Annotated in this window: 17 protein-coding genes; 8 read left to right on the top strand and 9 right to left on the bottom strand. The window is 39.3% G+C overall.

All coding sequences use genetic code 11. The annotated features are described in order from the left end of the window. Positions 1 to 100: 100 nt before the first annotated feature. Positions 101 to 769, bottom strand: a complete 669-nt coding sequence (locus RB151_RS23745) for a hypothetical protein (RefSeq protein WP_237071470.1) — start codon at positions 767 to 769, stop codon at positions 101 to 103. A gap of 1,841 nt (positions 770 to 2,610) precedes the next feature. Here RB151_RS23745 and speB point away from each other — a divergent pair. Further along, a complete protein-coding gene (speB, locus tag RB151_RS15255; protein WP_042845149.1) occupies positions 2,611 to 3,531 on the top strand; it encodes an agmatinase in 921 nt (306 codons plus the stop codon). A 159-nt stretch (positions 3,532 to 3,690) separates the two neighbouring features. Here speB and RB151_RS15250 read toward each other — a convergent pair whose 3' ends face one another. Beyond that, entirely contained in the window at positions 3,691 to 4,437 is a 747-nt protein-coding gene (locus tag RB151_RS15250) for an SDR family oxidoreductase (protein WP_042845148.1), read from the bottom strand. Positions 4,438 to 4,953: 516 nt separating this feature from the next. Between RB151_RS15250 and RB151_RS15245 the strand changes: the two genes are divergently transcribed. Beyond that, positions 4,954 to 5,733 carry an acetoin reductase gene (locus tag RB151_RS15245; RefSeq protein ID WP_042845147.1) on the top strand — a complete coding sequence of 260 codons (780 nt, stop codon included), beginning with the start codon at positions 4,954 to 4,956 and terminating at the stop codon, positions 5,731 to 5,733. A gap of 65 nt (positions 5,734 to 5,798) precedes the next feature. Here RB151_RS15245 and RB151_RS15240 read toward each other — a convergent pair whose 3' ends face one another. Further along, positions 5,799 to 6,674 (bottom strand): alpha/beta fold hydrolase, encoded by an 876-nt coding sequence (locus RB151_RS15240; protein WP_042845145.1) that lies wholly within the window; start codon positions 6,672 to 6,674, stop codon positions 5,799 to 5,801. A gap of 163 nt (positions 6,675 to 6,837) precedes the next feature. Between RB151_RS15240 and RB151_RS15235 the strand changes: the two genes are divergently transcribed. Then, complete coding sequence (locus RB151_RS15235; RefSeq protein WP_071548288.1) at positions 6,838 to 7,086, top strand: Pathogenicity locus; 249 nt, start codon at positions 6,838 to 6,840, stop codon at positions 7,084 to 7,086. On the opposite strand, the gene RB151_RS15230 is transcribed toward RB151_RS15235, so the two are convergent. Beyond that, the gene (locus tag RB151_RS15230) at positions 7,083 to 7,814 is read right to left on the bottom strand and encodes a TerC family protein (RefSeq protein ID WP_042845141.1); all 732 of its coding nucleotides are present in this window, start codon (positions 7,812 to 7,814) and stop codon (positions 7,083 to 7,085) included. The two genes, RB151_RS15235 and RB151_RS15230, sit on opposite strands and share 4 nt — an antisense overlap. Before the next feature lie 76 nt (positions 7,815 to 7,890). Then, the gene (gene mutH / locus RB151_RS15225) at positions 7,891 to 8,574 is read right to left on the bottom strand and encodes a DNA mismatch repair endonuclease MutH (RefSeq protein WP_042845420.1); all 684 of its coding nucleotides are present in this window, start codon (positions 8,572 to 8,574) and stop codon (positions 7,891 to 7,893) included. A 939-nt stretch (positions 8,575 to 9,513) separates the two neighbouring features. On the opposite strand from mutH, the gene sgrR reads away from it, so the two are divergent. After that, on the top strand, positions 9,514 to 11,193 hold the full coding sequence (sgrR, locus tag RB151_RS15220; RefSeq protein WP_048607951.1) for an HTH-type transcriptional regulator SgrR: 1,680 nt from the start codon (positions 9,514 to 9,516) through the stop codon (positions 11,191 to 11,193). Between the two features lie 81 nt (positions 11,194 to 11,274). On the opposite strand, the gene leuD is transcribed toward sgrR, so the two are convergent. From leuD to leuA, 4 genes are read right to left on the bottom strand one after another with little or no spacing between them, the layout of a single operon-like run. Further along, complete coding sequence (gene leuD, locus RB151_RS15215; protein WP_042845138.1) at positions 11,275 to 11,877, bottom strand: 3-isopropylmalate dehydratase small subunit; 603 nt, start codon at positions 11,875 to 11,877, stop codon at positions 11,275 to 11,277. Between the two features lie 11 nt (positions 11,878 to 11,888). Then, positions 11,889 to 13,292, bottom strand: coding sequence for a 3-isopropylmalate dehydratase large subunit (leuC, locus tag RB151_RS15210; protein ID WP_071548287.1), 1,404 nt, complete (start codon positions 13,290 to 13,292; stop codon positions 11,889 to 11,891). 1 nt (position 13,293) lies between these two features. After that, positions 13,294 to 14,382, bottom strand: coding sequence for a 3-isopropylmalate dehydrogenase (gene leuB, locus RB151_RS15205; RefSeq protein ID WP_048607947.1), 1,089 nt, complete (start codon positions 14,380 to 14,382; stop codon positions 13,294 to 13,296). Positions 14,383 to 14,384: 2 nt separating this feature from the next. After that, positions 14,385 to 15,962, bottom strand: a complete 1,578-nt coding sequence (leuA, locus tag RB151_RS15200; protein WP_071548286.1) for a 2-isopropylmalate synthase — start codon at positions 15,960 to 15,962, stop codon at positions 14,385 to 14,387. 901 nt (positions 15,963 to 16,863) lie between these two features. On the opposite strand from leuA, the gene leuO reads away from it, so the two are divergent. The 4 genes from leuO to ilvN all read left to right on the top strand — a co-directional run bounded on the left by leuO (position 16,864) and on the right by ilvN (position 22,569). Next, a complete protein-coding gene (leuO, locus tag RB151_RS15195; protein WP_042845131.1) occupies positions 16,864 to 17,832 on the top strand; it encodes a transcriptional regulator LeuO in 969 nt (322 codons plus the stop codon). 342 nt (positions 17,833 to 18,174) lie between these two features. Beyond that, positions 18,175 to 20,007: an AMP-dependent synthetase/ligase gene (locus tag RB151_RS15190; RefSeq protein WP_080750874.1), complete on the top strand. Its 1,833-nt coding sequence runs from the start codon at positions 18,175 to 18,177 to the stop codon at positions 20,005 to 20,007. Between the two features lie 340 nt (positions 20,008 to 20,347). Beyond that, a complete protein-coding gene (ilvI, locus tag RB151_RS15185) occupies positions 20,348 to 22,075 on the top strand; it encodes an acetolactate synthase 3 large subunit (RefSeq protein WP_042845418.1) in 1,728 nt (575 codons plus the stop codon). Positions 22,076 to 22,077: 2 nt separating this feature from the next. Beyond that, the gene (gene ilvN / locus RB151_RS15180; protein WP_042845128.1) at positions 22,078 to 22,569 is read left to right on the top strand and encodes an acetolactate synthase small subunit; all 492 of its coding nucleotides are present in this window, start codon (positions 22,078 to 22,080) and stop codon (positions 22,567 to 22,569) included. Positions 22,570 to 22,619: the final 50 nt, after the last annotated feature.

Genomic DNA, 22,619 nt, shown 5'->3' with positions numbered 1-22,619 from the left:
CAGGTTTTCGAGAGTTGTATCTTTTCTGAAAAATAATAAACCTTAATTCTATCTTTAAGAGGAATTTTTCTAGTAAGTAAGCTTTGAATGTTTTCCTTTTTTAAAATTTTTTTGTTTTTTTATATATCAATGAGTTTTCAAAATTAGCACTAAAGAATGTTATATCTAGTTCAACATATCTATTAAGGTCTTTAAAACCTGTTATGCTTAATTGCGTTTTATCCGAGTCTAAAAAATAACTCTTATTCATTATTAAAATATGATTGTTTTTCATAATTGAAAAGTCATTGGAAATATTACTAACAATATCTCCATGCGACTTTAATTTACTATCTGCTATTATATACTCTTCGCTACCATCGAGGTTTTTAATATTACATATCAATTCATCTTTTATTACTTCCTTTATCTTGGTGTTACCTTCATTTATTAATTTAAATTCATGAAAGTTAGTTACGTCATCTAAATATATAACCCATCCAGATAAGAGTTCTATAGGTATTTTAAAAAAAGTTTTATCTGAAATGATTAGTGTTCTATTACTTGGACTATTCATGAAATCTATAACATGATCAATAACTCGCTTACCATTAGATATTGAGTCAGTAGTGATAGGTTTACAATCTTTAATCTTTTTTGCTGTATCTCGTATTAGTTCTTGAGTACATTGAACAATTAAAAATTTATCATTACTATTGTTAATTTCATTACATATGTAATGCGTTTTACCTGCTCCACAAGGTGCAGATACGTATTTAAGTTTATTCAACTTTTTTATCCTTGTTGTCGTTAAATAACTTTTACAATCCATTTCTAACAAAAAAGATTGTAAAAGTTATATGTTGAAATGTATTACATCAAAAGTATTATATGTACTTCCTTATAGAATACATAGATTTAGCTTTGGCATACCAACCCGAGTATTCGGGGATTTTATTACTAATCAGATCACGAAAGAAAGCTTTACTTATATTCATCTTAAGAAGATTACAGATCCTACAGTAAGATATGTCACTGATTATAATATTCAGGTACTGTTCATATGTAAGAGAAATAGAATCTAATCTTTTCTTCTTTCTTACGCTTTTGTTTAGTGTTTTTCTATTTGTAAGTATTTTATTCCTTCTTCTATTATAACGATTATGTTCTATCATGTTTTCTCCTTGAGTAATTTCGCTATTAAATATTTTGTTTCTATTTTCATATATTCCTCCAATAAAAGTTTTATAAAAATAGTGTTGTTAAAATGCCATCTGATTCTTTATGATAAGATCAATTTCACATATCCATGTTACCACATGAACTATTAATTATGCATTTCACTTAATAATATGTTACTTAAAAGTAATTTTTTTAACTAACTGTACTGAGTGAATTATAACGCATGCTTTTAAATTTTTCACATCATTCCTGAAAATAATTTCATTACATAAAACCATTTCTCAAATAATCGTTCTAACGACCTTATTATAACGCATAATTTTCATTTTTAGCATAATTTCTTTAAATAAATTTTCTTGCATATCAATTTTCTTATCACGATAATATCGTAAAATAATTATTAACAAGCATAAGGTACTGAATTCTAAACTCAATAAAATAAAAGCAATACCGAGGGGATATAATTCAAGTTCTATTTAAATTATTATGCATTTCATTTAAATAGAATAAGAATACAATTACTTTACTTTTAAAAGTAGTATAAATTTATAATTCAGTTATTTTTATTTTCATTACTAATTATCTATATTAAGTACTGAACTTTTACTTCAATGATATAAAAACCACATCATTTTTTACTTCAGTAAGGGATTACTTTAAGTATTCATAAAATCAGTATATTCCCCCTGACTCTCAATAATTCGAGTACTAAAGGCAAGTAACTTTGTCGCGAGAACACATTGAGCTTCAGTTTTGTACTTATCATAACGCTACCATATCAGTACTGGAGCCTGATATAATCATGTAATATTCATGTAAAACTAAACTCATTAGCATGTGAGTATGAATTATAATTCATTGTAATAACTAATTTTTTTGGATTAGGATCCAGTACTGATAGTACTCGAAGACGAATAAGTTATCTAATGCTCGTCATATTTCGTGCTGTGGCGGTGTTGGCTGCACTCGGTTACTCGGGTCACATACTTGTGTATGCTCCCCGAGATATCCTTGTTTGCCGCCTAGCCACAACACGAACTATTTAGAGCATTATGCACGTTATATTTTGTAGAGTGGCGGTGTTGGCTGCACTCGGTTACTCGGGTCACATACTTGTGTATGCTCCCCGAGATATTCTTGTTTGCCGCCTAGCCACAACACGAACTATTTAGAGCATTATGCACGTTATATTTTGTAGAGTGGCGGTGTTGGCTGCACTCGGCTACTCGGGTCACATACTTGTGTATGCTCCCCGAGATATCCTTGTTTGCCGCCTAGCGACAGCTCGAACTATTTAGCGCATGAGTTGAGAGTATTGCAGATAATAACTTTGTGCAAATAACATGATTTGTTTATTATTTATACTGTGCGAAGTTAATTAGATAAAAACCATTCGAATCGAATATTAAAAGGGCTTGCTAATAGGCAGGTTCATTTTGAGGAACAGAAATGATTAATAGTACTTTAGGCAATCAAGTTGATAATTCACTGGTTTCTAACGCATTTGGTTTCTTACGTTTTCCGCTGAATTTTCAACCTTATAGTTCAGATGCCCAGTGGGTGATCACAGGTGTACCATTTGATATGGCGACGTCAGGGCGCGCTGGAAGTCGTCATGGCCCTGCGGCAATTCGCCAAGTTTCTACTAATCTTGCATGGGAAAGCCATCGTTGGCCGTGGAAATTTAAATTAACCGAGCGTTTAAAGGTGGTTGACTGTGGGGATGTTGTGTTTGCTTTCGGTGATGCTCAAGACATGTGCGATAAACTGCAAGCTCATACGGAAAAGCTACTTGAATCGGGTAAACGTTGCTTAACATTTGGCGGTGACCATTTTGTGACACTGCCGCTGTTACGTGCTCATGCAAAACACTTTGGTAAAATGGCATTAGTGCATTTCGACGCTCATACTGACACTTATGGTAATGGCAGCCAGTATGATCATGGCACTATGTTCTATCATGCGCCGAAAGAAGGGCTAATTGACCCAACCCGTTCAGTGCAAATCGGTATTCGTACTGAGCACGATAGTGACAACGGTTTTACAGTGTTAGATGCAGCGCAAGTCAACGATCGTGGAGTAGATGACATGATCGCGCAGATTAAAGATATTGTTGGTGACATGCCAGTATATTTGACATTCGATATTGACTGTCTTGACCCTGCGTTTGCACCGGGAACAGGGACACCTGTTGTGGGTGGCTTAACCTCAGACCGTGCATTGAAATTGCTGCGCGGTTTACAGCCATTAAATATTGTGGGTATGGATTTAGTGGAAGTGGCTCCCGCTTATGACCAATCTGAGATTACTGCATTAGCGGCGGCATCCATTGCATTGGAAATGTTATATATCCAAGCATCTAAAGAATAATGTATTTATTTCTATTTTAGAATCAAAGCCACCAACTCGGTGGCTTTTTTTAGGTTGCGAACCAATGCTATGCTTGCATGAGGTTTTATTTAAAATGGCGCTGCGGTTTGGTTTTTCATTTTTTCCTAAAACGGATTAACTTTTTTCTCCTAACAAGTCTTATTTGCATACGGAAACGCCTCCATCCACATATAATGATGTTCCGGTTATAAAACTTGATAGTGAACATGCTAAAAATAACGCGGAGGATGCGATTTCCTCAGGTTCAGCTAACCGTTTCATCGCGTGTAAATTTGCTGCCCATTCACGTTGTTGTTGGTTGCCTGCCATATCGGTATTTACCCCACCGGGTAGAATGACGTTTGCCCGAATATTCTTATCTGAATAGTCCACCGCGATACCTTTAGCTAACGCCAGTAAAGAGGATTTGGCTGTTCCATAACTGCACATCCCAGGAAGACTGATACTATTACCAACAAAACTTGAGGTGAATATAATTGACCCTCCCCCTGATTTAACCATTAAAGGTATTTGATTTTTAGCGCCCAAAAATGCGGCTGTAGAGTTTATAGTTTGAACCTGTACCCACTCTTCAAGGCTGAACTCTGCTACTGGTTTCATTGGGCCTACCATGCCAGCATTATTTACAGCGATATCCAATCGTCCAAATTCTTTTGAAACTAGGTTTATCAGGTTGAAATGTGTCTCTTCTAAGCAGATATCTCCCGCATAATAAATTGCAGTTCCTCCTGTGGCATTGATCTCATTAGCCACTTCGCTAAGCTCCGCTTTTCGTCTACCGGTCAGGCACACTGAAGCTCCATTTTGAGCAAACATTATTGCGATAGAGCGGCCAATACCAGAAGATGCCCCAGTGATAATTGCAGTTTTACCGTTGAGTAGCATGTTTATCCCTCATTTTTCTATGGAGCCCTCAAAATAAAGGGTTTTAAATCAGGAAAAACTCGGCTTATTGCTTTTTATTTTGGTTTAAAACAATGTGTTGTTGTGTGAAATTTATTCGCCTTGCAGGGACAAAGAAGATTAATGTTACTGAAATCGTTAACATTAATCGGTATATAGGGAAACGCCAGGGTGGAACTGAGAGAATAATTGAAACGTATGAGCCCCAATTCGATTTTAAATTTCAATTAATTGTGTATTAATTAAACATAATACAAGAAATCGCATTTTTTGTTTATTATATTGATAATGATTTTTATTAACAATCATCTTTGAATTTCATTATTTATCCCTTTTTCTTTGGAAAATCAAAAGTATTTATCAAGTTAATAGTTAAATATATCTAATAAATAGAGAATGACAGAAGAAAATCTTTACTTTGTAACTTATTGTTATTATTGCTAACTTATTGTTAATGGTGGACTAGTCATTTTGACTATTATTCAGTAGGAGAACAGTATGGCGTTAAATAATAAAGTCATTTTAGTTACTGGTGCGGCACAAGGAATTGGTCGCGGTATTGCATTACGTTTAGCAAAAGAAGGTGCCAATATCGCACTGGTGGATTTGAAAAAAGATAAACTTGAAGATGTTGCAAAAGAAATTGCAGCCTTAGGTCGTAAAGTGACAACATTTGCCGCAGATATCAGTCAACGTGACCAAGTATTTGCTGCGGTAGCTCATGCAGAAGCAGAGTTAGGTGGTTTCGATGTAATGATCAACAATGCAGGGATTGCTCAAGTTAAGCCAATCGCTGATGTTCGCCAAGAAGATATGGATTTAATCTTCAAAATTAACGTAGATGGCACTATGTGGGGCATCCAAGCGGCTAGCGAGAAATTCAAAGAGCGTAAGCATAAAGGTAAAATCATCAATGCTTCCTCGATTGCAGGCCACGATGGTTTCGCTATGTTAGGTGTGTACTCAGCAACTAAATTTGCGGTTCGTGCGTTAACTCAAACGGCGGCAAAAGAATATGCAAGTTCAGGTATTACGGTGAATGCATATTGCCCAGGTATTGTGGGTACAGATATGTGGGTTGAGATTGACGAACGCTTTGCAGAAATCACTGGGGCACCAAAAGGCGAAACCTACAAAAAATATGTTGAGGGTATCGCACTGGGTCGTGCTCAAACCCCTGATGATGTAGCAGGTTTAGTGGCATTCTTAGCCAGCGATGACTCTGATTATATTACAGGTCAATCAATTTTGACTGATGGCGGGATTGTTTATCGCTAATTCACATATGTGATATCAAAATTGAACTGATAGCCGCGTTGATTTATTCAGCGCGGCTTTTTTCATTAAGCGGCTTGCTTCTTAATATTAGTTAAAATAGCGTCTGCTTGTGTCCAAAGCAATGAACCGCCTTCTTGAGGATATAAGTAGCGGTTGCAGTTTAAAAAACGGCTGGCCAACACTTCACCAAAATCAGGGGAATGTACTGTGCTCATATCCAACTCGCCGTACCATAAGGAGGTAGGACATTGAATATTTTCAGGGGTAAAGCCCCATTCTTGCAAGGTGATTAATAAGTCTTGTACATATCCTTGGTTACCTTGAGCAAAAGCGCGCTGAATACAACTTGTATAGGCTGCAAGAAATTGTTCTTCATTGTACAGTTGTTGGTCTATTTCTGCACTGCAATTGAGGATAAAAGCTAATAGCCACTCTCCTGTTACATTCTTAAGTAGCCAATCGGATAAATTATCAGGCGTATTAAGCGCTTGTTCCTGCATATTCACAACATCGGCCGTTAATTTTGCGCGAGTATCTGGGTATTCAAATTGGTCTTGCCCAGAAACAATAGACAGTGAATTTGGCTGGCAATAATAGGCAATGGCCATCGCAAAGACCGCACCTTGGGAAAAGCCAATTACAGAAAAGGTATCAATAGATTGCTCATTTAAAAGCGCTTGGATATCCATAGCAAAACTTTTTAATGATTTTTTTGTTTGGAAGGTGGAGCCCCCAAGCCCTGCGCGTTCAGGAACAATTAAGCGAATATTTAATTGTTGCAGTAAATCTAACCCAAAGCCCAATGTGCCACTCATACCTGCTCCAGTACAAAAAATCACGGGGAAACCTGTTTTGGGGCCTGATTCAAACCAACACAATTGACGGCCATCGGCTAACGTCATCGTATGTTGATGTAGATTGGTCACTGGAACGTTATACATATGAATTCCTAAGATAAAGCAAGTTTGGGCTGGGTGATAAGATAGGTCAGTTAATAATTATTCAAACTGGCATTGTTATAATTGCGATTTTAAAGTATTAAAGAGGTAAATTGCAAAATATTAGCTTAAATAATTATTGGGTAATTAGTATAAAGAGGGTGATATGGCATTTTCCGAGTCAGAAAAGAAAATTTTATTGGCTGTTAAAGGGGTTGGTCCCATGGTGATAAGCCGCTTAGAGCAAATGGGGTTTAGCTCATTAGCTCAATTAAGTGAAGCTTCTTATGATGAAATTTTAATTTCAGGAGCCGCATTAACAGGCTCAAGTTGTTGGAAAAATAGCCCTCAGGCCAAGAAAGCCGTTGAGGGGGCTATCTTGGCAGCAAAGCAAGCGCTTGGAACATCAAGTTAATGGGGGGGATGTTTTGTTTTCCATTTTTTACTGCGTAAAATATTAAGTACCTGTACTGCCATTGAAAAGAACATAGCAAAGTAAATATAGCCTTTTGATACATGGACTTGGACGCTTTCGAGTATCAGCGTAAAACCGACTAATATTAAAAAGGATAAGGCTAAAATTTTCACTGACGGATACCGGTCAACAAACTCCCCAATAGGTTTGGCGGCAACCATCATAATTAATACTGCAATAATTACCGCCGCCATCATGATGAATAAGTGATCTGACAGCCCAACGGCCGTGATCACAGAATCTAGACTAAAAATAATATCTAACAAAGCAATTTGTACGATAGCCCCCCAAAATGAGCTAATGCGCTTACTGGCAAAACTATTCTCATCTTCCCCTTCAATAGTGTCGAAAATCTCTTGGCTAGCTTTCCAAATGAGAAAAATGCCTCCTGCACACAAGATTAAATCGCGGGCAGATACCATATGCTCAGCAATGCTAAAAAGTGGTGTGGTGAGTCGTGATAACCAAGCTATTGAGGCAAGTAACGCAAGACGCATTACCATTGCTGCTATCAGCCCAGTGCGCCTTGCACTATTTTGTTGGTGGGCAGGGAGCTTGCTGACGACAATACTGAGGAAAATAATATTATCTATGCCTAATACAATTTCTAATATTGTTAGTGTAGCCAGTGCCATCCACGCATTAGGGTCCAATATCCACTCAAACATCTTTGTACCTTCTAAATCAAATAAATAAACAGTGATAATTGTTTATCGTCTGCTTTGGTACAGGCGATGGGGGTTGTTAAGCAAGATTAAAATGCCGCGCTAATAAAGGCGCAGTGAAATCTTTCTTAAGGTAAAAACCACGTGGTAATGTCATGATTGGTTGACCAAATTCACCAATCGCTTCAGTTAGTGCTTTATTATTTGCTGCTTTGGGGCGAATTTGTAGTACTTGGCCATGCCGTGCCGTAATGGTTTCTACTTTACCTAACACGATGAGGTCCATTAACTCCTCCCAATCTTGCCGTAGCAATTGTTCTTCAAAAGGAGAAGGGCTCCAAATTAAGGGGTTAGCGACGCGCCGTTGGGCAAGAGGGATTTGTCTTTCTCCCTCGATTGGGAACCATAAAATTCGCGATAGCTTACGGCGTACATGGCTATTTTCCCATGTTAAACCACTGTTGCCCGTTAATGGTGCTACAGAAACGAAGGTGGTTTCTAATGGAACGCCGTGGCGGTCAATTGGGATGGTTTTTAATTCAATACCAATATGAGCGAAATCTTGTTCTGCTTTGCTACCTGCGCTGGCACCTAAAAAATACTCCAATAACATCCCAACCCAACCTTTGTCTCGTTTAAGATTAGGGGGAATTGGGATATTGGCTATTTGAGCGAGCTGACCCAGTGTATAGCCCGCGAGTGCTTGAGCCCTATTCATAAGGGTTGCTTCGTTTTCAGGTGGTTGCGGTGGTATAAATGGCATCATGATTTGGGTATTAGTGTGTAAAAAACGAACAAAAATAAATTGCTGAATGAGGTGAGTATAACACTTTATAGCTATAAATTTTAACTATATGAAATATATGATAATATCATTAGTTATTTACGTATATTAAAAACGATTTTAGAGGTTATTAAAGTTCCTCCCAAGATAATCACAGGATCATGCACTAGGTTATCCACAGGATTTCTGGATAACTGTTAAAAATAGGGAGCACTGTGTGCATTTACAGGCTTGACGAAACGTTTTTTTTGAAGTTTATCACAAAAAACGAGTGAGTTAAGCGCATATGTTGTGGATAAATACCTCGTTGTTTGATCTTTGTTCAGTTAGACTCCTAAGCGATTTAGTTAAAAAATTAACCAGTGGATAAAGTGGTGTTTTTGATTTTATTTGATTGATTTACCAATGTTTATTAGTTTCTGTTTTTTTTTGATAAAAAAAGGCGCTGGGGATATACCCTGATTACCATAGGGTTGTTAACATAGATATCCACAGAAAAAGTGAATAACATCCATATTATTGGCTTTGGCTGTTTATAACTATGAATGATTTACTTTTCAAAGACTACTTGCCAGTGAGTTTCTTACGGTATAATTATTTAAGTGAAGTGTAGAATTGTGACTATATCGATAATAAATAATACACAAATAGCTAACCTCTAAATAGTTTGCGCCATAGCGAGATGACGAGGGAAGGTAGCTTGGGGGCGAACACAAGTATCTGATTGGAAGAGAGAGTGAAGCCTGAAAAAACAGGGCAAAAAAAAGCCGGCGAACCGGCTTGGTGATAAAACACCATTACTCTAAATGGGGGAGTTGGTCAGCAATATGCAAACCAAACGAGCTACTTACTGCTAACTATTATCGCTTGGTTTTAGAAAATTAAAATTGATGCATTTTTTGCCGGAGTTCCTCTTTTATGTCTAATTCACGCTTACAAAACCAATTCATCCGCCTTTGGCAACACTTTCAGGGGCAAGATAGTGAAACTACTCTGCAAAATATTGCAGATACCTTGTTTTGCTCTAGACGTCACGTTCGTACACTACTTAATAATATGCAATCTAATGGTTGGCTTAGTTGGCGAGCAGAATCAGGCCGAGGTAAACGCTCTACGTTAATCTTCCATGTAAATGGCTTAGAGTTACAGCAGGCGCAGGCTGAGCAATTACTAAAAGAGGAAAGTATAGAAAAGCTGGTGGCTCTTGTCGGTGATAAAGAAACTATTCGTCAAATGGTACTATCTGAATTAGAGCGCAGTTATCGGCAAGGTAAAAACTTACTACGCATTATCTATTATCGTGATTTTCCGGCGCTTTTACCTGGTGCGCCAATGCGTCGCTCAGAAATTCACTTAATGAGCCAAATTTTTAATGGGTTAACCCATATAAATGAGGAAAAAGGGGAAGTCGAAGATGGTTTAGCACATCACTGGCAGAGCATTAGTGATACTCGATGGCGCTTTTATCTACGCCCCGCAATTTACTTTCACCATGGAAGAGAAATGGTGGTAGATGATATCATTTCGTCACTATTACGCTTAAAAAGCTGCTGGCCGCTTTTTTCTCATATTCAATCTGTGTCGTCTCCCCAGCCTTATGTCATTGATATCACCCTCAGCAAGCCCGATAAGCAGTTGCCTTGGTTATTAGGTAGCCATCATGCCGCTATTCTACCTAAAGAATGGGAAAGTATAGAAAATTTTAGTCGTTGCCCTATCGGTACAGGCCCTTACCAAGTTGAAAAAAACTTGCCACAAAAACTGACTATTTCGGCTTTTGACCGCTATTTTGGCTATCGAGCGCTACTTGATGAAGTGACTATATGGGTGGTTCCTGAGCTATCAGAGCAAATGGTGTGTACCACATTAAAAATGGATGGCGATACACATCACAATGATTCATTGGAAAGTCGCATGGAGGAGGGGTGCTATTTCTTGCTGATGGATCAGCGTTCAGAAATTGCTCAACGTGAAGATGTCCGCAAGTGGCTATGCAGCTTTTTAACGCCAGTAAACTTACTTGCTCATTGCGAGCCGTTTTACCAGCGTCACTGGGCGCCTGCTTATGGTTTGTTATTACATTGGCACCATAGCAAAATGCTGACTTTATTTCCTAAACCTGCTGACCTAACTGAACTGACAGTCACCTTTTATCATCATCACCATGAGTTTTATGCGATAAGCCAAATTATGAAAAGGGTGCTACAAACACAAGGTGTTGAGCTTAACATCAATATTATTGATTATGATGATTGGTTTAATGGGGATGCGCCAAGCGATATTTGGTTAGCCACGGCAAACTTTTTTAAGCCACTGGAGTTTTCAATTTTTGCTACCCTATATGAAATGCCGCTATTACGTCAATGTCTTGGAAATACACTGGAAAATGAACTTTGTTTATGGAGAACTCACCAATTAGACGTTGAATCTTGGTGTGAAAGTTTAATTGACTCACAAATTTTCCATCCTATTTTTCATCATTGGCTTGAATTACAAGGTCAACGCACAATGCGTGGCGTTCGCATGAATACCTTTGGCTGGTTTGATTTTAAATCTGCTTGGTTTAAGCCTTCTGAAGATGTTCCTCGTCTTGAATGATGAGGCTTTACGGCGTTAGTGAGGGGATGTTCCACTTTATATCGTGAAACTACGCCTACTGAAGTAGGCGTAGAGACGGGTTTATTGCATAAAAGAGGGGATATTCTGCTCGTAATCTTTAATTTGGTCGACGTGTTGCAGCGTCAGCCCAATACTGTCCAACCCATTCATCATGCAATGACGGCGGAAACTATCAATCTCAAAATGATACGTTTTATCGCCTGCTGTGACTGTTTGCGCTTCTAAATCAACAGTGAACTGGCAACCTTCATGGCTGTTCACATAGTTAAACATTTCATCCACTTCTTGTTCGCTTAATTTGATTGGCAATAATTGGTTATTGAACGAGTTGCCATAAAAAATATCGGCGAAACTTGGGGCGATAACGACTTGAATGCCAAAGTCAGTCAGTGCCCATGGAGCATGTTCACGAGAAGAGCCGCAACCGAAATTTTCACGCGCCAGTAAAATACTTGCGCCTTTAAACACGGGTTTGTTCAAGACAAAATCAGGGTTGGGCTGCTGGCCATTTTCATCTAAAAAACGCCAGTCATTAAACAGATGTTGACCAAAACCAGTACGAGTAACTTTCTGCAAAAATTGCTTAGGAATAATGGCATCAGTATCAACGTTTGCGGCATCTAAAGGAGCAACAATGCCTACGTGGGTAATTAATTTTTCCATTGCTTTTCCCCTTAAATTTGAATGTCGCGAACGTCAGCAAAATGGCCATTAATCGCTGCGGCAGCAGCCATCGCTGGGCTAACTAAATGTGTACGACCAGCACGACCTTGGCGACCTTCAAAGTTACGGTTACTGGTTGATGCACAGCGTTCACCTGGATTTAAACGGTCATTATTCATGGCTAAACACATTGAACAGCCCGGTAAGCGCCATTCAAAACCGGCATCAATAAAAATTTTATCTAAACCTTCTTGTTCAGCTTGTGCTTTAACAGGACCAGAACCCGGAACCACAATCGCTTGAACACCGTCTGCGACTTTTTTACCTTTAGCAATTGCAGCCGCTGCCCGTAAATCTTCAATCCGTGAGTTGGTACATGAGCCAATAAACACTTTATCAATTTTTACATCTGATAATTTAATGCCTGATTGTAACCCCATATAAGCCAACGCTTTTTCTGCAGATGCGCGTTCAACTGGGTCTGCAAATGACTCAGGTGCAGGGATAGGCTGATTGATAGCAATAACTTGCCCTGGGTTGGTTCCCCAAGTAACTTGTGGTGCGATGCTACTTGCTTGAATAGTGATGACCTTATCAAATTTAGCATCATCATCTGTTTTCAACGTTTTCCAATATTCGACTGCGTCATCCCATTGTTGGCCTTTAGGTGCAAACTGGCGCCCTTTTATATAATTGAAGGTGGTTTCATCTGGTGCGATGATCCCAGCTTTAGCACCTAATTCGATAGCCATGTTGCACACCGTCATACGGCCTTCCATGCTTAAATTTTCGATGGCTTCACCACAAAATTCAACAATATAGCCTGTACCACCTGCGCTACCCGTCGTCCCAATGATAGCTAATACGATGTCTTTTGCTGTAATCCCTGCTGGGGCTTTACCGACAACTTCAATTTTCATGGTTTTGGCACGCGCTTGTTTCAGCGTTTGAGTTGCCATAACGTGTTCAACTTCAGAAGTTCCAATCCCAAAAGCTAACGCACCAAATGCTCCATGTGTTGCCGTATGGGAGTCACCGCAGACAATTGTCATTCCAGGCAGGGTGATCCCTTGCTCAGGGCCCATCACATGGACAATACCTTGATATGGGTGATTTAAATCATATAAAGTCACACCAAACTCTTGGCAGTTTTTCATTAATTCTTGCATTTGGATGCGAGCCATATCGCCACAAGCATTGATATCTTTTGTTTGTGTCGAAACGTTATGATCCATAGTAGCAAAGGTCTTACTCGGCTGATGTAACGGGCGGTTTTTAGTTCTTAACCCATCAAAAGCTTGAGGAGAAGTCACTTCATGTACCAGATGGCGGTCGATATAAATTAACGGGGTTTCATTTTCGACTTCCCGAATAACGTGCGCGTCATATAATTTTTGATATAAAGTCTTAGCCATGTTACACCCCTTCTGCAATATAACGAGCAATGGTATCGCCCATTTCACTGGTACTAATTGATTTACCTGTACCAGCTAAATCTGATGTTCTATAGCCTTCTTCTAAGGCTTTATTGACTGCACGCTCAATAGCATCTGCAGCGTCAGCTTGGTCTAAGCTAAATCTTAACAGCATAGAGGCTGATAGGATCTGAGCAATTGGGTTTGCGATATTTTTCCCTGCAATATCGGGGGCAGAGCCGCCAGCAGGTTCATACAAACCAAACCCAGATTCATTCAAACTTGCAGAAGGTAACATACCCATAGAACCAGTGATCATGGCGCATTCATCAGAAATAATGTCGCCAAATAAGTTAGAACATAACACCACATCAAATTGTGAAGGTGCTTTAATCATTTGCATTGCCGCGTTATCGATATACATATGGCTGATTTCAATATCTGGGTATTCTTTTGCAATTTGATTAACGACTTCACGCCATAACACTGAACTTTGTAACACGTTAGCTTTATCAATAGAGGTCACTTTTTTATTTCGCTTACGAGCTGATTCAAATGCAATACGTGCGATACGCTCAATCTCATAGCGGTGATACACCTCGGTATCAAATGCATACTCTTCGCTGCCTTCACCTTTACGGCCCTTTGGTTGACCGAAGTAAATACCACCTGTTAATTCACGGACACAAAGGATATCGAAACCTTGGGCTGCGATATCAGCACGTAAAGGGCAGAATGCTTCCAGTGCCTGATATAAACGGGCAGGGCGTAAGTTGCTGAATAATTTAAAATGTTTACGTAAAGGTAATAACGCACCGCGTTCAGGTTGGCTATCGGGTGGTAAATGCTCCCATTTTGGTCCACCGACAGAGCCAAATAACACCGCATCTGCTTCTTCGCAACCTTGTACTGTTGCTTGTGGTAAAGGTTCTCCGTGTTTATCGATAGCCGCACCACCAACGTCATACTCTTTAGTATTAATAGTGATAGCAAAGCGTTTGCTAATGGCATCTAAAACCTTGTGTGCTTGCGCCATAACTTCAGGACCGATGCCATCACCCGGTAATACGGCAATTTTATAACTAGACATTGTTAAACAGCTTCCTTTGTGTTTGATTGTGATTCTTGGTTTATTTTTTGTTTTTCTATTTCGACTTGTTCTGAACGCCAAATGCTATTCAACACATGCACCATGGCTTTCGCTGAAGATTCGACGATATCTGTCGCTAACCCCATGCCGTGGAACTTACGGTTATGGCATTCAACCACGATATCCACTTGGCCTAATGCATTTTCACCGTGGCCTTTAGCTGATAACTGGTAAGATACTAATTTCATAGGGAATTTCGTGATGTTGCTGATGGCTTGGTAGATGGCATCAACGGGGCCATTGCCGGTTGCCGCTTCAGACTTCACTTCATCGCCACACTGCATTTTGACTGTTGCTGTTGCGACAATGCTAGAGCCTGATTGTGTACTGAAATAGTCCATCACGAAGTGGTCAGTTTCATCTTGTTGTTTCGTAAAGAAAGCTAAGGCTTCTAAGTCATAGTCAAAGACTTGACCTTTCTTATCGGCTAAATTCAAAAATGCAGTATATAATTCATCCAATTTGAAGTCTTTACCTTCGTGATACCCCATTTCTTCCATACGGTGTTTAACGGCAGCACGGCCTGAACGCGAGGTTAAATTCAATTGTTGTTCTTTTAAGCCGATAGACTCTGGCGTCATAATTTCGTAGGTTTCACGGTTTTTCAAGACACCGTCTTGGTGAATTCCTGATGAGTGAGCAAATGCGTTGCTACCTACAACCGCTTTATTGGCTGGGATTGGCGTATTACATAATTGGCTAACTAATTGGCTGGTACGGTAAATTTCTTTGTGATTAATATTGGTATGCACATTTAACATTTGTTCGCGCAATTTAATTGCCATAATCACTTCTTCTAATGCTGTGTTGCCAGCACGCTCGCCTAAGCCATTGATAGTCCCTTCAACTTGGCGGGCACCGGCTTGCACAGCACTGATTGAGTTAGCAACGGACATCCCTAAATCATCATGGCAATGAACAGAAATTACGGCTTTGTCGATATTGGGCACACGGTTATACAAATCAGTGATAATGCCGCCAAACTGGTAAGGCGTTGTGTAACCGACAGTATCTGGGATATTGATTGTCGTTGCACCTGCATTAATAGCCGTTTCTACAATGCGACATAAATTGTCAGGGTCAGTACGGCCCGCATCTTCACAGGAGAATTCAACGTCATCGGTATAGCGTCTAGCGCGCTTGATGGAATTGATTGCCATATCCATTATGCCATCAAAGGATTTATTTAATTTTTTCTCCATATGCAAATTGGAGGTGGCTAAGAAAATATGGATACGAAAGGCTTCGGCAACCTTTAATGACTCGGCTGCAACATCAATGTCATTTTCAATACAACGTGCTAATGCACAGATTCGGCTATTTTTAATTTCACGAGCGATGGTTTGGACTGACTCGAAATCACCTGGAGAGGAGACAGGGAAACCCGCTTCAATAACATCAACACCTAAACGCTCTAAGGCGAAGGCAATTTGTAATTTTTCTTTGACTGACAAGCTTGCCTGCAATGCCTGCTCACCGTCCCGTAAGGTGGTGTCGAAAATAATAACTTGGTTGCTCATATTGTGTTCCTCATCTCGAATTTTATTTTATTAAACCAATCGTTATGTTCTTTTAAAGCCGCAGGCATAAAAAAACCCGCGGGTTGCGCGGGTTCTTAATGTTTGTGGACAGTGTCTTGCTATTTTCCGTCCATAAGCATACCGCGCAAGTTTAATGCGAGTAGTAGTAGGCTTAGTAGGCGGATAGAAAACATCATTTTAAACTGTCTCTCTTGTGTTGCTTAATTAACTGTATTTATTGATACGTGATCTCATGGTTAATGTCAATCTTAGATTTTTCACATATTTTTACCAATCATGAATTACCTCTAAAAACTAGGGGTTGTGACTAAATTTTATAATTTATATGACGTTTTTACCTATATTTACTGGCTGAAATAAGGGTAAAATTCTTTTGGTGAAATAGTTGTGCGGATTGATTCATGTAATCTATTGTTTTTTAACTATTTCTTTGTTTTTGTATGTGGGTGATGGATTAAAAGAGGGAAATGAATCATGTTCACTGATGGTTTTCAATTAAATTAATTATCTAATAAATATATAATTAAAAAATAATCTGATAATGCGAATATTTCTTGAATTCACACACGATTTATTATGATTTCTTTCACAAATTGTTTTATTATTTTTACTGAGAGTGATTGTTCGCTTAATAAGTAACCATCATTCATTACTTTAGTGAATATTTACGTTTTAATAATGATATTTATACTGTGAATCTAATTAATGGGTAAAATAATATAAACGTCGTTTTAATAAATGCAGGGAAAGCGAAATGACTTATTATCTATAAGTTGTTTTAAACATAATATTTAATGAATTTATATATTCGTCGGTTTTTTCTCGATGAATGAGCCTTTTCATTAATGAAAAATGATAAATATATTTAGTGGAGTAAAAAATGACTGATTTTGATACGATTTTAACAGCCAAAAAAGACAATGGTGATATTCATTTGCGTAATGTTGATTTAAACTTATTAACGGTTTTTGATGTTGTCATGCAGATGCAAAACGTGACAAAAGCGGCTCAAGTTTTAGGGATGTCTCAACCCGCTGTAAGTAATGCGGTTTCTCGTTTAAAATCCATGTTTAATGATGAGCTGTTTGTTCGGTATGGTCGGGGTATTCAACCAACATCTCGTGCTAAACAGTTGTTTGGCCCCGTTAGGCAAGCGTTGCAGTTAGTACATAATGAATTACCTGGCGCGGGGTTTGACCCACAAGATAGCGAACGAATGTTTAATTTGTCTATTTGTTCTCCATTAGATATTCGCTTAGCTGCAATTATTGTCGCGAAATTTAAAATAGTATCACCTAATATTAATATTTTTATTCATTCATTTATGGATAACAACATTGCTCATCAATTAAAATATCAAGAAATAGATTTTTTCCTTGGCTATAGCCAATTCGAAAAACCCGAATATCAACAACAAATTTTATTTGATGATGAATTAGTATTAGTTGCATCAAACCATCACCCTCGTATTGGAAATACTATTTCTGCTATTGAAATAAACAATGAGCGTCATGCTATTGTTGCTATGGATAATATTGGCTCATTCAGTAAGCCTTATTATTATAATACTGAATTATCTGACAACGTGAGTTATCAAGGAACTGATTTAAACAGCGTGCTTAATATTGTTGCTCAAACTGATTTAGTGGCATTTGCACCAAAATGGTTGGTTGAACATTACTCAGGTCAATTCAAATTACGTTCGCTAACATTACCGTGGGAAAATAACACACGCCCTTGTTATTTAACGTGGCACGAGTCAACGGCAAGGGATAAAGGCCACCAATGGATGAAGTCTCAATTCAACCAAATGATTGCAGGGCTAACTGAGCAGGCGGCAGCGGCATAATTATTTTGGGCGTTAACTAAAGCTAGAGGAACAGACGTAATGGTTTTCAGTCAGTTGTCAGGGTGAGGCCAATGCAGCTAAAGGGTATTAACAAGCACGATTAATCTCCCTTCTAAAAACTACCTATAAAACAGAATAGGCACTACAACAGCATAACTAACTCATTATAGTGAGAACTATGATGAGTTTTGTAGTGCATATAACATTTGCAAAAAATTTACATATAAATGCTTTCCACGCTTCCCTTTAGTCGATACACTTCGAATATTCAGCTAACAGTTGTAAGCTGAAATTGTAAGATAGCTAAGTGCTTGTGAGCAAACCGAGCAACTTATATTGATAATGGCCGATAGGAAATTAACTTTGATTACTGAAAATCTATATCCATACCACTTGGTTAATCGCTTACGTAGCAGAATTAATGCACAAGAGTCAGCGAACCGGATAGCTTTCAGTCAATGGGATTGCGGGCAACAAAGCTCGTTAACATGGAGTGAGGTTGGTGAACGCACTTCTGCGATTTCTCGCCGCCTTTTGGCGTTACAAGTTGCAACGCAAGGTAATATTGGTCTCTTTGCTCATAACAGTATGGACTGGTCGCTTGTTGACTTTGCGGCTTTGCAAATTAGGGCGGTCACCGTTCCACTTTATGCAACCAGTAGCGTTGAGCAAGCAGCCTATATTGTTAATGATGCAAATATCAACATTCTTTTTGTTGGGGAAGACGTTCAATATCAGGTCGCTTGCCAGCTACCAGCACTTTGTCCACAGTTAAAAATGATTGTCGTGATGAATGAGAGCGTGGAGCTGATCGGTAGCTCCGTAGAAACGATGCATTTGTCGGCATTTATGTCTCAAGCTAAGCCTGAATTTCAAACTGAGTTAGATGCCCGTATTGCGGCGCATAATCTTAGTGATTTATTTACGATAATCTATACATCAGGGACCACTGGTGAGCCGAAGGGGGTCATGTTGGACTACTACAACATGGCGGCGCAATTGTACCTTCATGACCAACGGCTAAAATTAACAGCGGATGATATTTCTTTGAGCTTCTTGCCGCTTTCCCATGTGTTTGAGCGTGCTTGGAGCTTTTATGTGATGCACGTGGGGGCTTTAAATGTTTATCTAACCGATACCAACAATGTACGTGAAGCTCTCGCCGATGTTAAACCAACCGTCATGTGTGCGGTACCGCGTTTCTATGAAAAAGTGTATAGCGCGGTACAAAGTAAAGCGGCTAAACAACCGTGGTTACGCAGGGGGTTATTTAACTGGGCAATTTCGCTAGGTAAAAGCCGCGTCAATGCCATAGCAAAAGGTCGCCAACCTTCATTGTTTAACCGGGGTCTTTTCCCTCTCGCAGATAAACTAGTATTGAGTAAAATTCGTGCTGGTTTAGGTGGGCGAATTCGCTTTATGCCAGCAGCAGGTGCTCGTCTAGATGATGACGTGATTGCCTTTTTTCTTTCAGCAGGTGTCGATATCAAATATGGATACGGCATGTCAGAAACCTGTGCCACGGTATCTTGCTGGGAAGAAGGTAAATACCCGTTAGGGTCTATTGGCACACCATTATCAGCAGTCTCTGTACGTATTGGTAAAGATGACGAAATTCAAGTCAAAGGCCCTGTCGTCATGAAAGGCTACTATAATCGGCCAATAGAGACCTTAGACACTTTTACATCTGATGGTTGGTTAAAAACTGGGGATGCAGGGAAAATCGATGCCCACGGTAACCTCTATATTACAGATAGACTGAAAGATTTAATGAAAACGTCTAACGGTAAGTATATTGCTCCACAAATGATTGAAGGCGTTTTAGGGCAAGACAAATTTATTGAACATATAGCCGTTATTGCTGATGCACGTAAATTTGTTTCTGCGCTGATCGTACCTTGCTATGACAGTTTGGAAGAGTACGCTAATTCAATTAATTTGAAATATCGTGACCGTTTAGAGCTCTTAAAAGACTCAAAAATTGTGGCGTTGTTTGAGTCCCGCTTAAAAGACTTACAAAAGAATGTAGAACATTTTCATCAAGTTAAACGTTTTACCTTATTACCGACTACTTTTACGATGGAACAAGGGGAATTAACCCCCACATTGAAGTTGCGCCGTAAAATTATTTCTGAGCGCTACCAATTAGAAATTGAAACTATGTATAAAGAATAATAGATATAGAAACTAAAGCCATTCAAGCTAACTTACTTGGGTGGCTTTTTGTTTATGAACCTTGTGATTTTTGCAACTGACAATGCGAAGGGAAATTCCACTGTTTTTTTAGCTAAACTAGTCATTCAACCTCCTATTTTTTTCATATATAGTCAATCTACCTACCAACAACTGATGTTCAAGATTATCTGAAAGTTTAATGTACTTGGTGCTGAAAATGATGTTTGCTTCGTTTCAGCCGGAGCGATATGTTAATAGCACTAATTCACCTATTTTAATGATAAAAATAAAGGGGTAATTGATACCTCTTAACTTGCAAATAATGTCTGGGGGCAAACTCATGGAGATGTTGTCGGGAGCTGAAATGGTCGTCAAATCATTGATTGACCAAGGAGTAAAGCACGTGTTTGGTTATCCAGGCGGTGCAGTATTAGATATTTATGACGCACTTCACACTGTTGGTGGGGTAGAACATATTTTAGTGCGTCATGAACAGGCTGCGGTGCATATGGCAGACGGTTACGCTCGTTCAACAGGGGATGTCGGCGTGGTGCTTGTGACATCGGGTCCTGGTGCAACGAATGCAATCACAGGGATAGCGACAGCATATATGGACTCTGTTCCGATGGTCGTGTTATCAGGGCAGGTTGCTAGTTCGCTAATTGGCAATGATGCTTTCCAAGAATGCGATATGGTTGGGATTTCTCGTCCAATAGTTAAACACAGCTTTTTAATTAAAGATGCACAAGAGATCCCTGAAACAATCAAAAAAGCTTTTTATATTGCAGCCAGCGGTCGTCCGGGTCCGGTGGTCATTGATTTTCCAAAAGATACCGTTAATCCGGCTTTAAAATTTGCTTACCGTTATCCAGACAGTGTCTCTTTGCGTTCTTATAACCCAACATTGCAAGGGCATAAAGGCCAAATAAAAAAAGCGCTATCTAAGCTAGTCGCAGCAAAAAAACCGGTTTTTTATATTGGTGGGGGTGCCATCAATGCAAATTGCTCCGCAGAAATTATTGAACTGGCTGAGAAACTGCAATTGCCGGTAGTATCCACACTAATGGGGTTAGGGGCTTTCCCTGAAACTCACCAGCAGTCTGTTGGTATGCTAGGTATGCATGGTACCTATGAAGCCAATAAGGTTATGCATAACTCGGATGTTATTTTTGCAGTTGGTGTGCGCTTTGATGACCGTACAACCAACAATTTAGAAAAATACTGTCCAAACGCGACGGTCATTCAAATTGATGTTGACCCAACGTCTATCTCAAAAACGGTTAATGCGGACATTCCTATTGTCGGAGATGCCAAATTAACACTAAAACAAATGCTGGGTCAGTTAGAGCAAACATCATCACAACAAGACAGCCAAGCGCTCAAAGATTGGTGGAAAGATATAGCGCAATGGCGTACTAAACAATGTTTGCGTTATGAAACTAACTCAACAAAAGTTAAGCCCCAGCAGGCGATTGAAATGATCTATCGTTTAACGAATGGGGAAGCCTATGTCACGTCTGATGTAGGGCAACATCAAATGTTTGCTGCATTATATTACCCTTTTGATAAACCACGTCATTGGATTAACTCAGGTGGCTTAGGCACGATGGGGTTTGGTTTGCCAGCTGCATTAGGGGTGAAATTAGCACACCCTAAATCAACGGTTATTTGTGTGACTGGCGATGGCAGCATCCAAATGAATATTCAAGAGCTTTCAACCGCGCTGCAATATGGTTTGCCAGTTGTCGTACTTAATTTAAATAACGGTTTCTTAGGTATGGTGAAACAATGGCAGGACATGATTTACCAAGGTCGCCATTCACAATCTTATATGGAATCATTACCTGACTTTATTAAGTTAGCAGAGGCTTATGGTCATGTGGGGATTTCAATCTCCTCACCTGATGAACTTGAAACCAAGTTGCAACAAGCCCTCGTTGAGGTGAACGAAAATCAACGGTTAGTATTTGTTGATATTAATATTGATGAAACTGAGCACGTCTATCCAATGCAAATCCGTGGTGGGGCAATGGATGAAATGTGGTTGAGCAAAACAGAGAGGACCTGATCATGCGTCGTATTTTATCCGTTTTATTAGAAAATGAATCAGGTGCTTTGTCCCGCGTCATAGGTCTGTTTTCTCAACGTGGTTATAATATTGAAAGCCTAACCGTCGCACCAACGGATGACCCAACCTTGTCACGGATGACCATCCAAACTAAAGGTGATGCAAAGGTGCTTGAGCAAATAGAAAAGCAATTGCATAAACTGGTTGATGTTTTGCGTGTCAGTGAGCTAACAGCGTCAGCACATATTGAACGCGAGGTCATGTTAGTGAAGCTACAAGCTTCCGGTTATGGGCGTGATGAAGTGAAACGTTGTGCTGATATTTTCCGTGGGCAAATCGTAGATGTGACTCCAACGCTTTATACCGTTCAGCTAGCGGGAACAAGCGAAAAACTCGATGCTTTTATCGAATCTGTACGCGGTGTTGCTGAAATTGTTGAAGTTGTGCGCTCAGGGATCGTCGGTGTTTCACGTGGTGATAAAATTATGCGATGAAAAATTTATCTTCCAAAGGTAGAATACTCGCGTTTAAGGCTCCGAATGAC

Source organism: Providencia rettgeri (assembly GCF_001874625.1).
GTDB classification, from domain to species: domain Bacteria; phylum Pseudomonadota; class Gammaproteobacteria; order Enterobacterales; family Enterobacteriaceae; genus Providencia; species Providencia huashanensis.
This window is presented reverse-complemented; position numbering and strand designations above follow the sequence as displayed.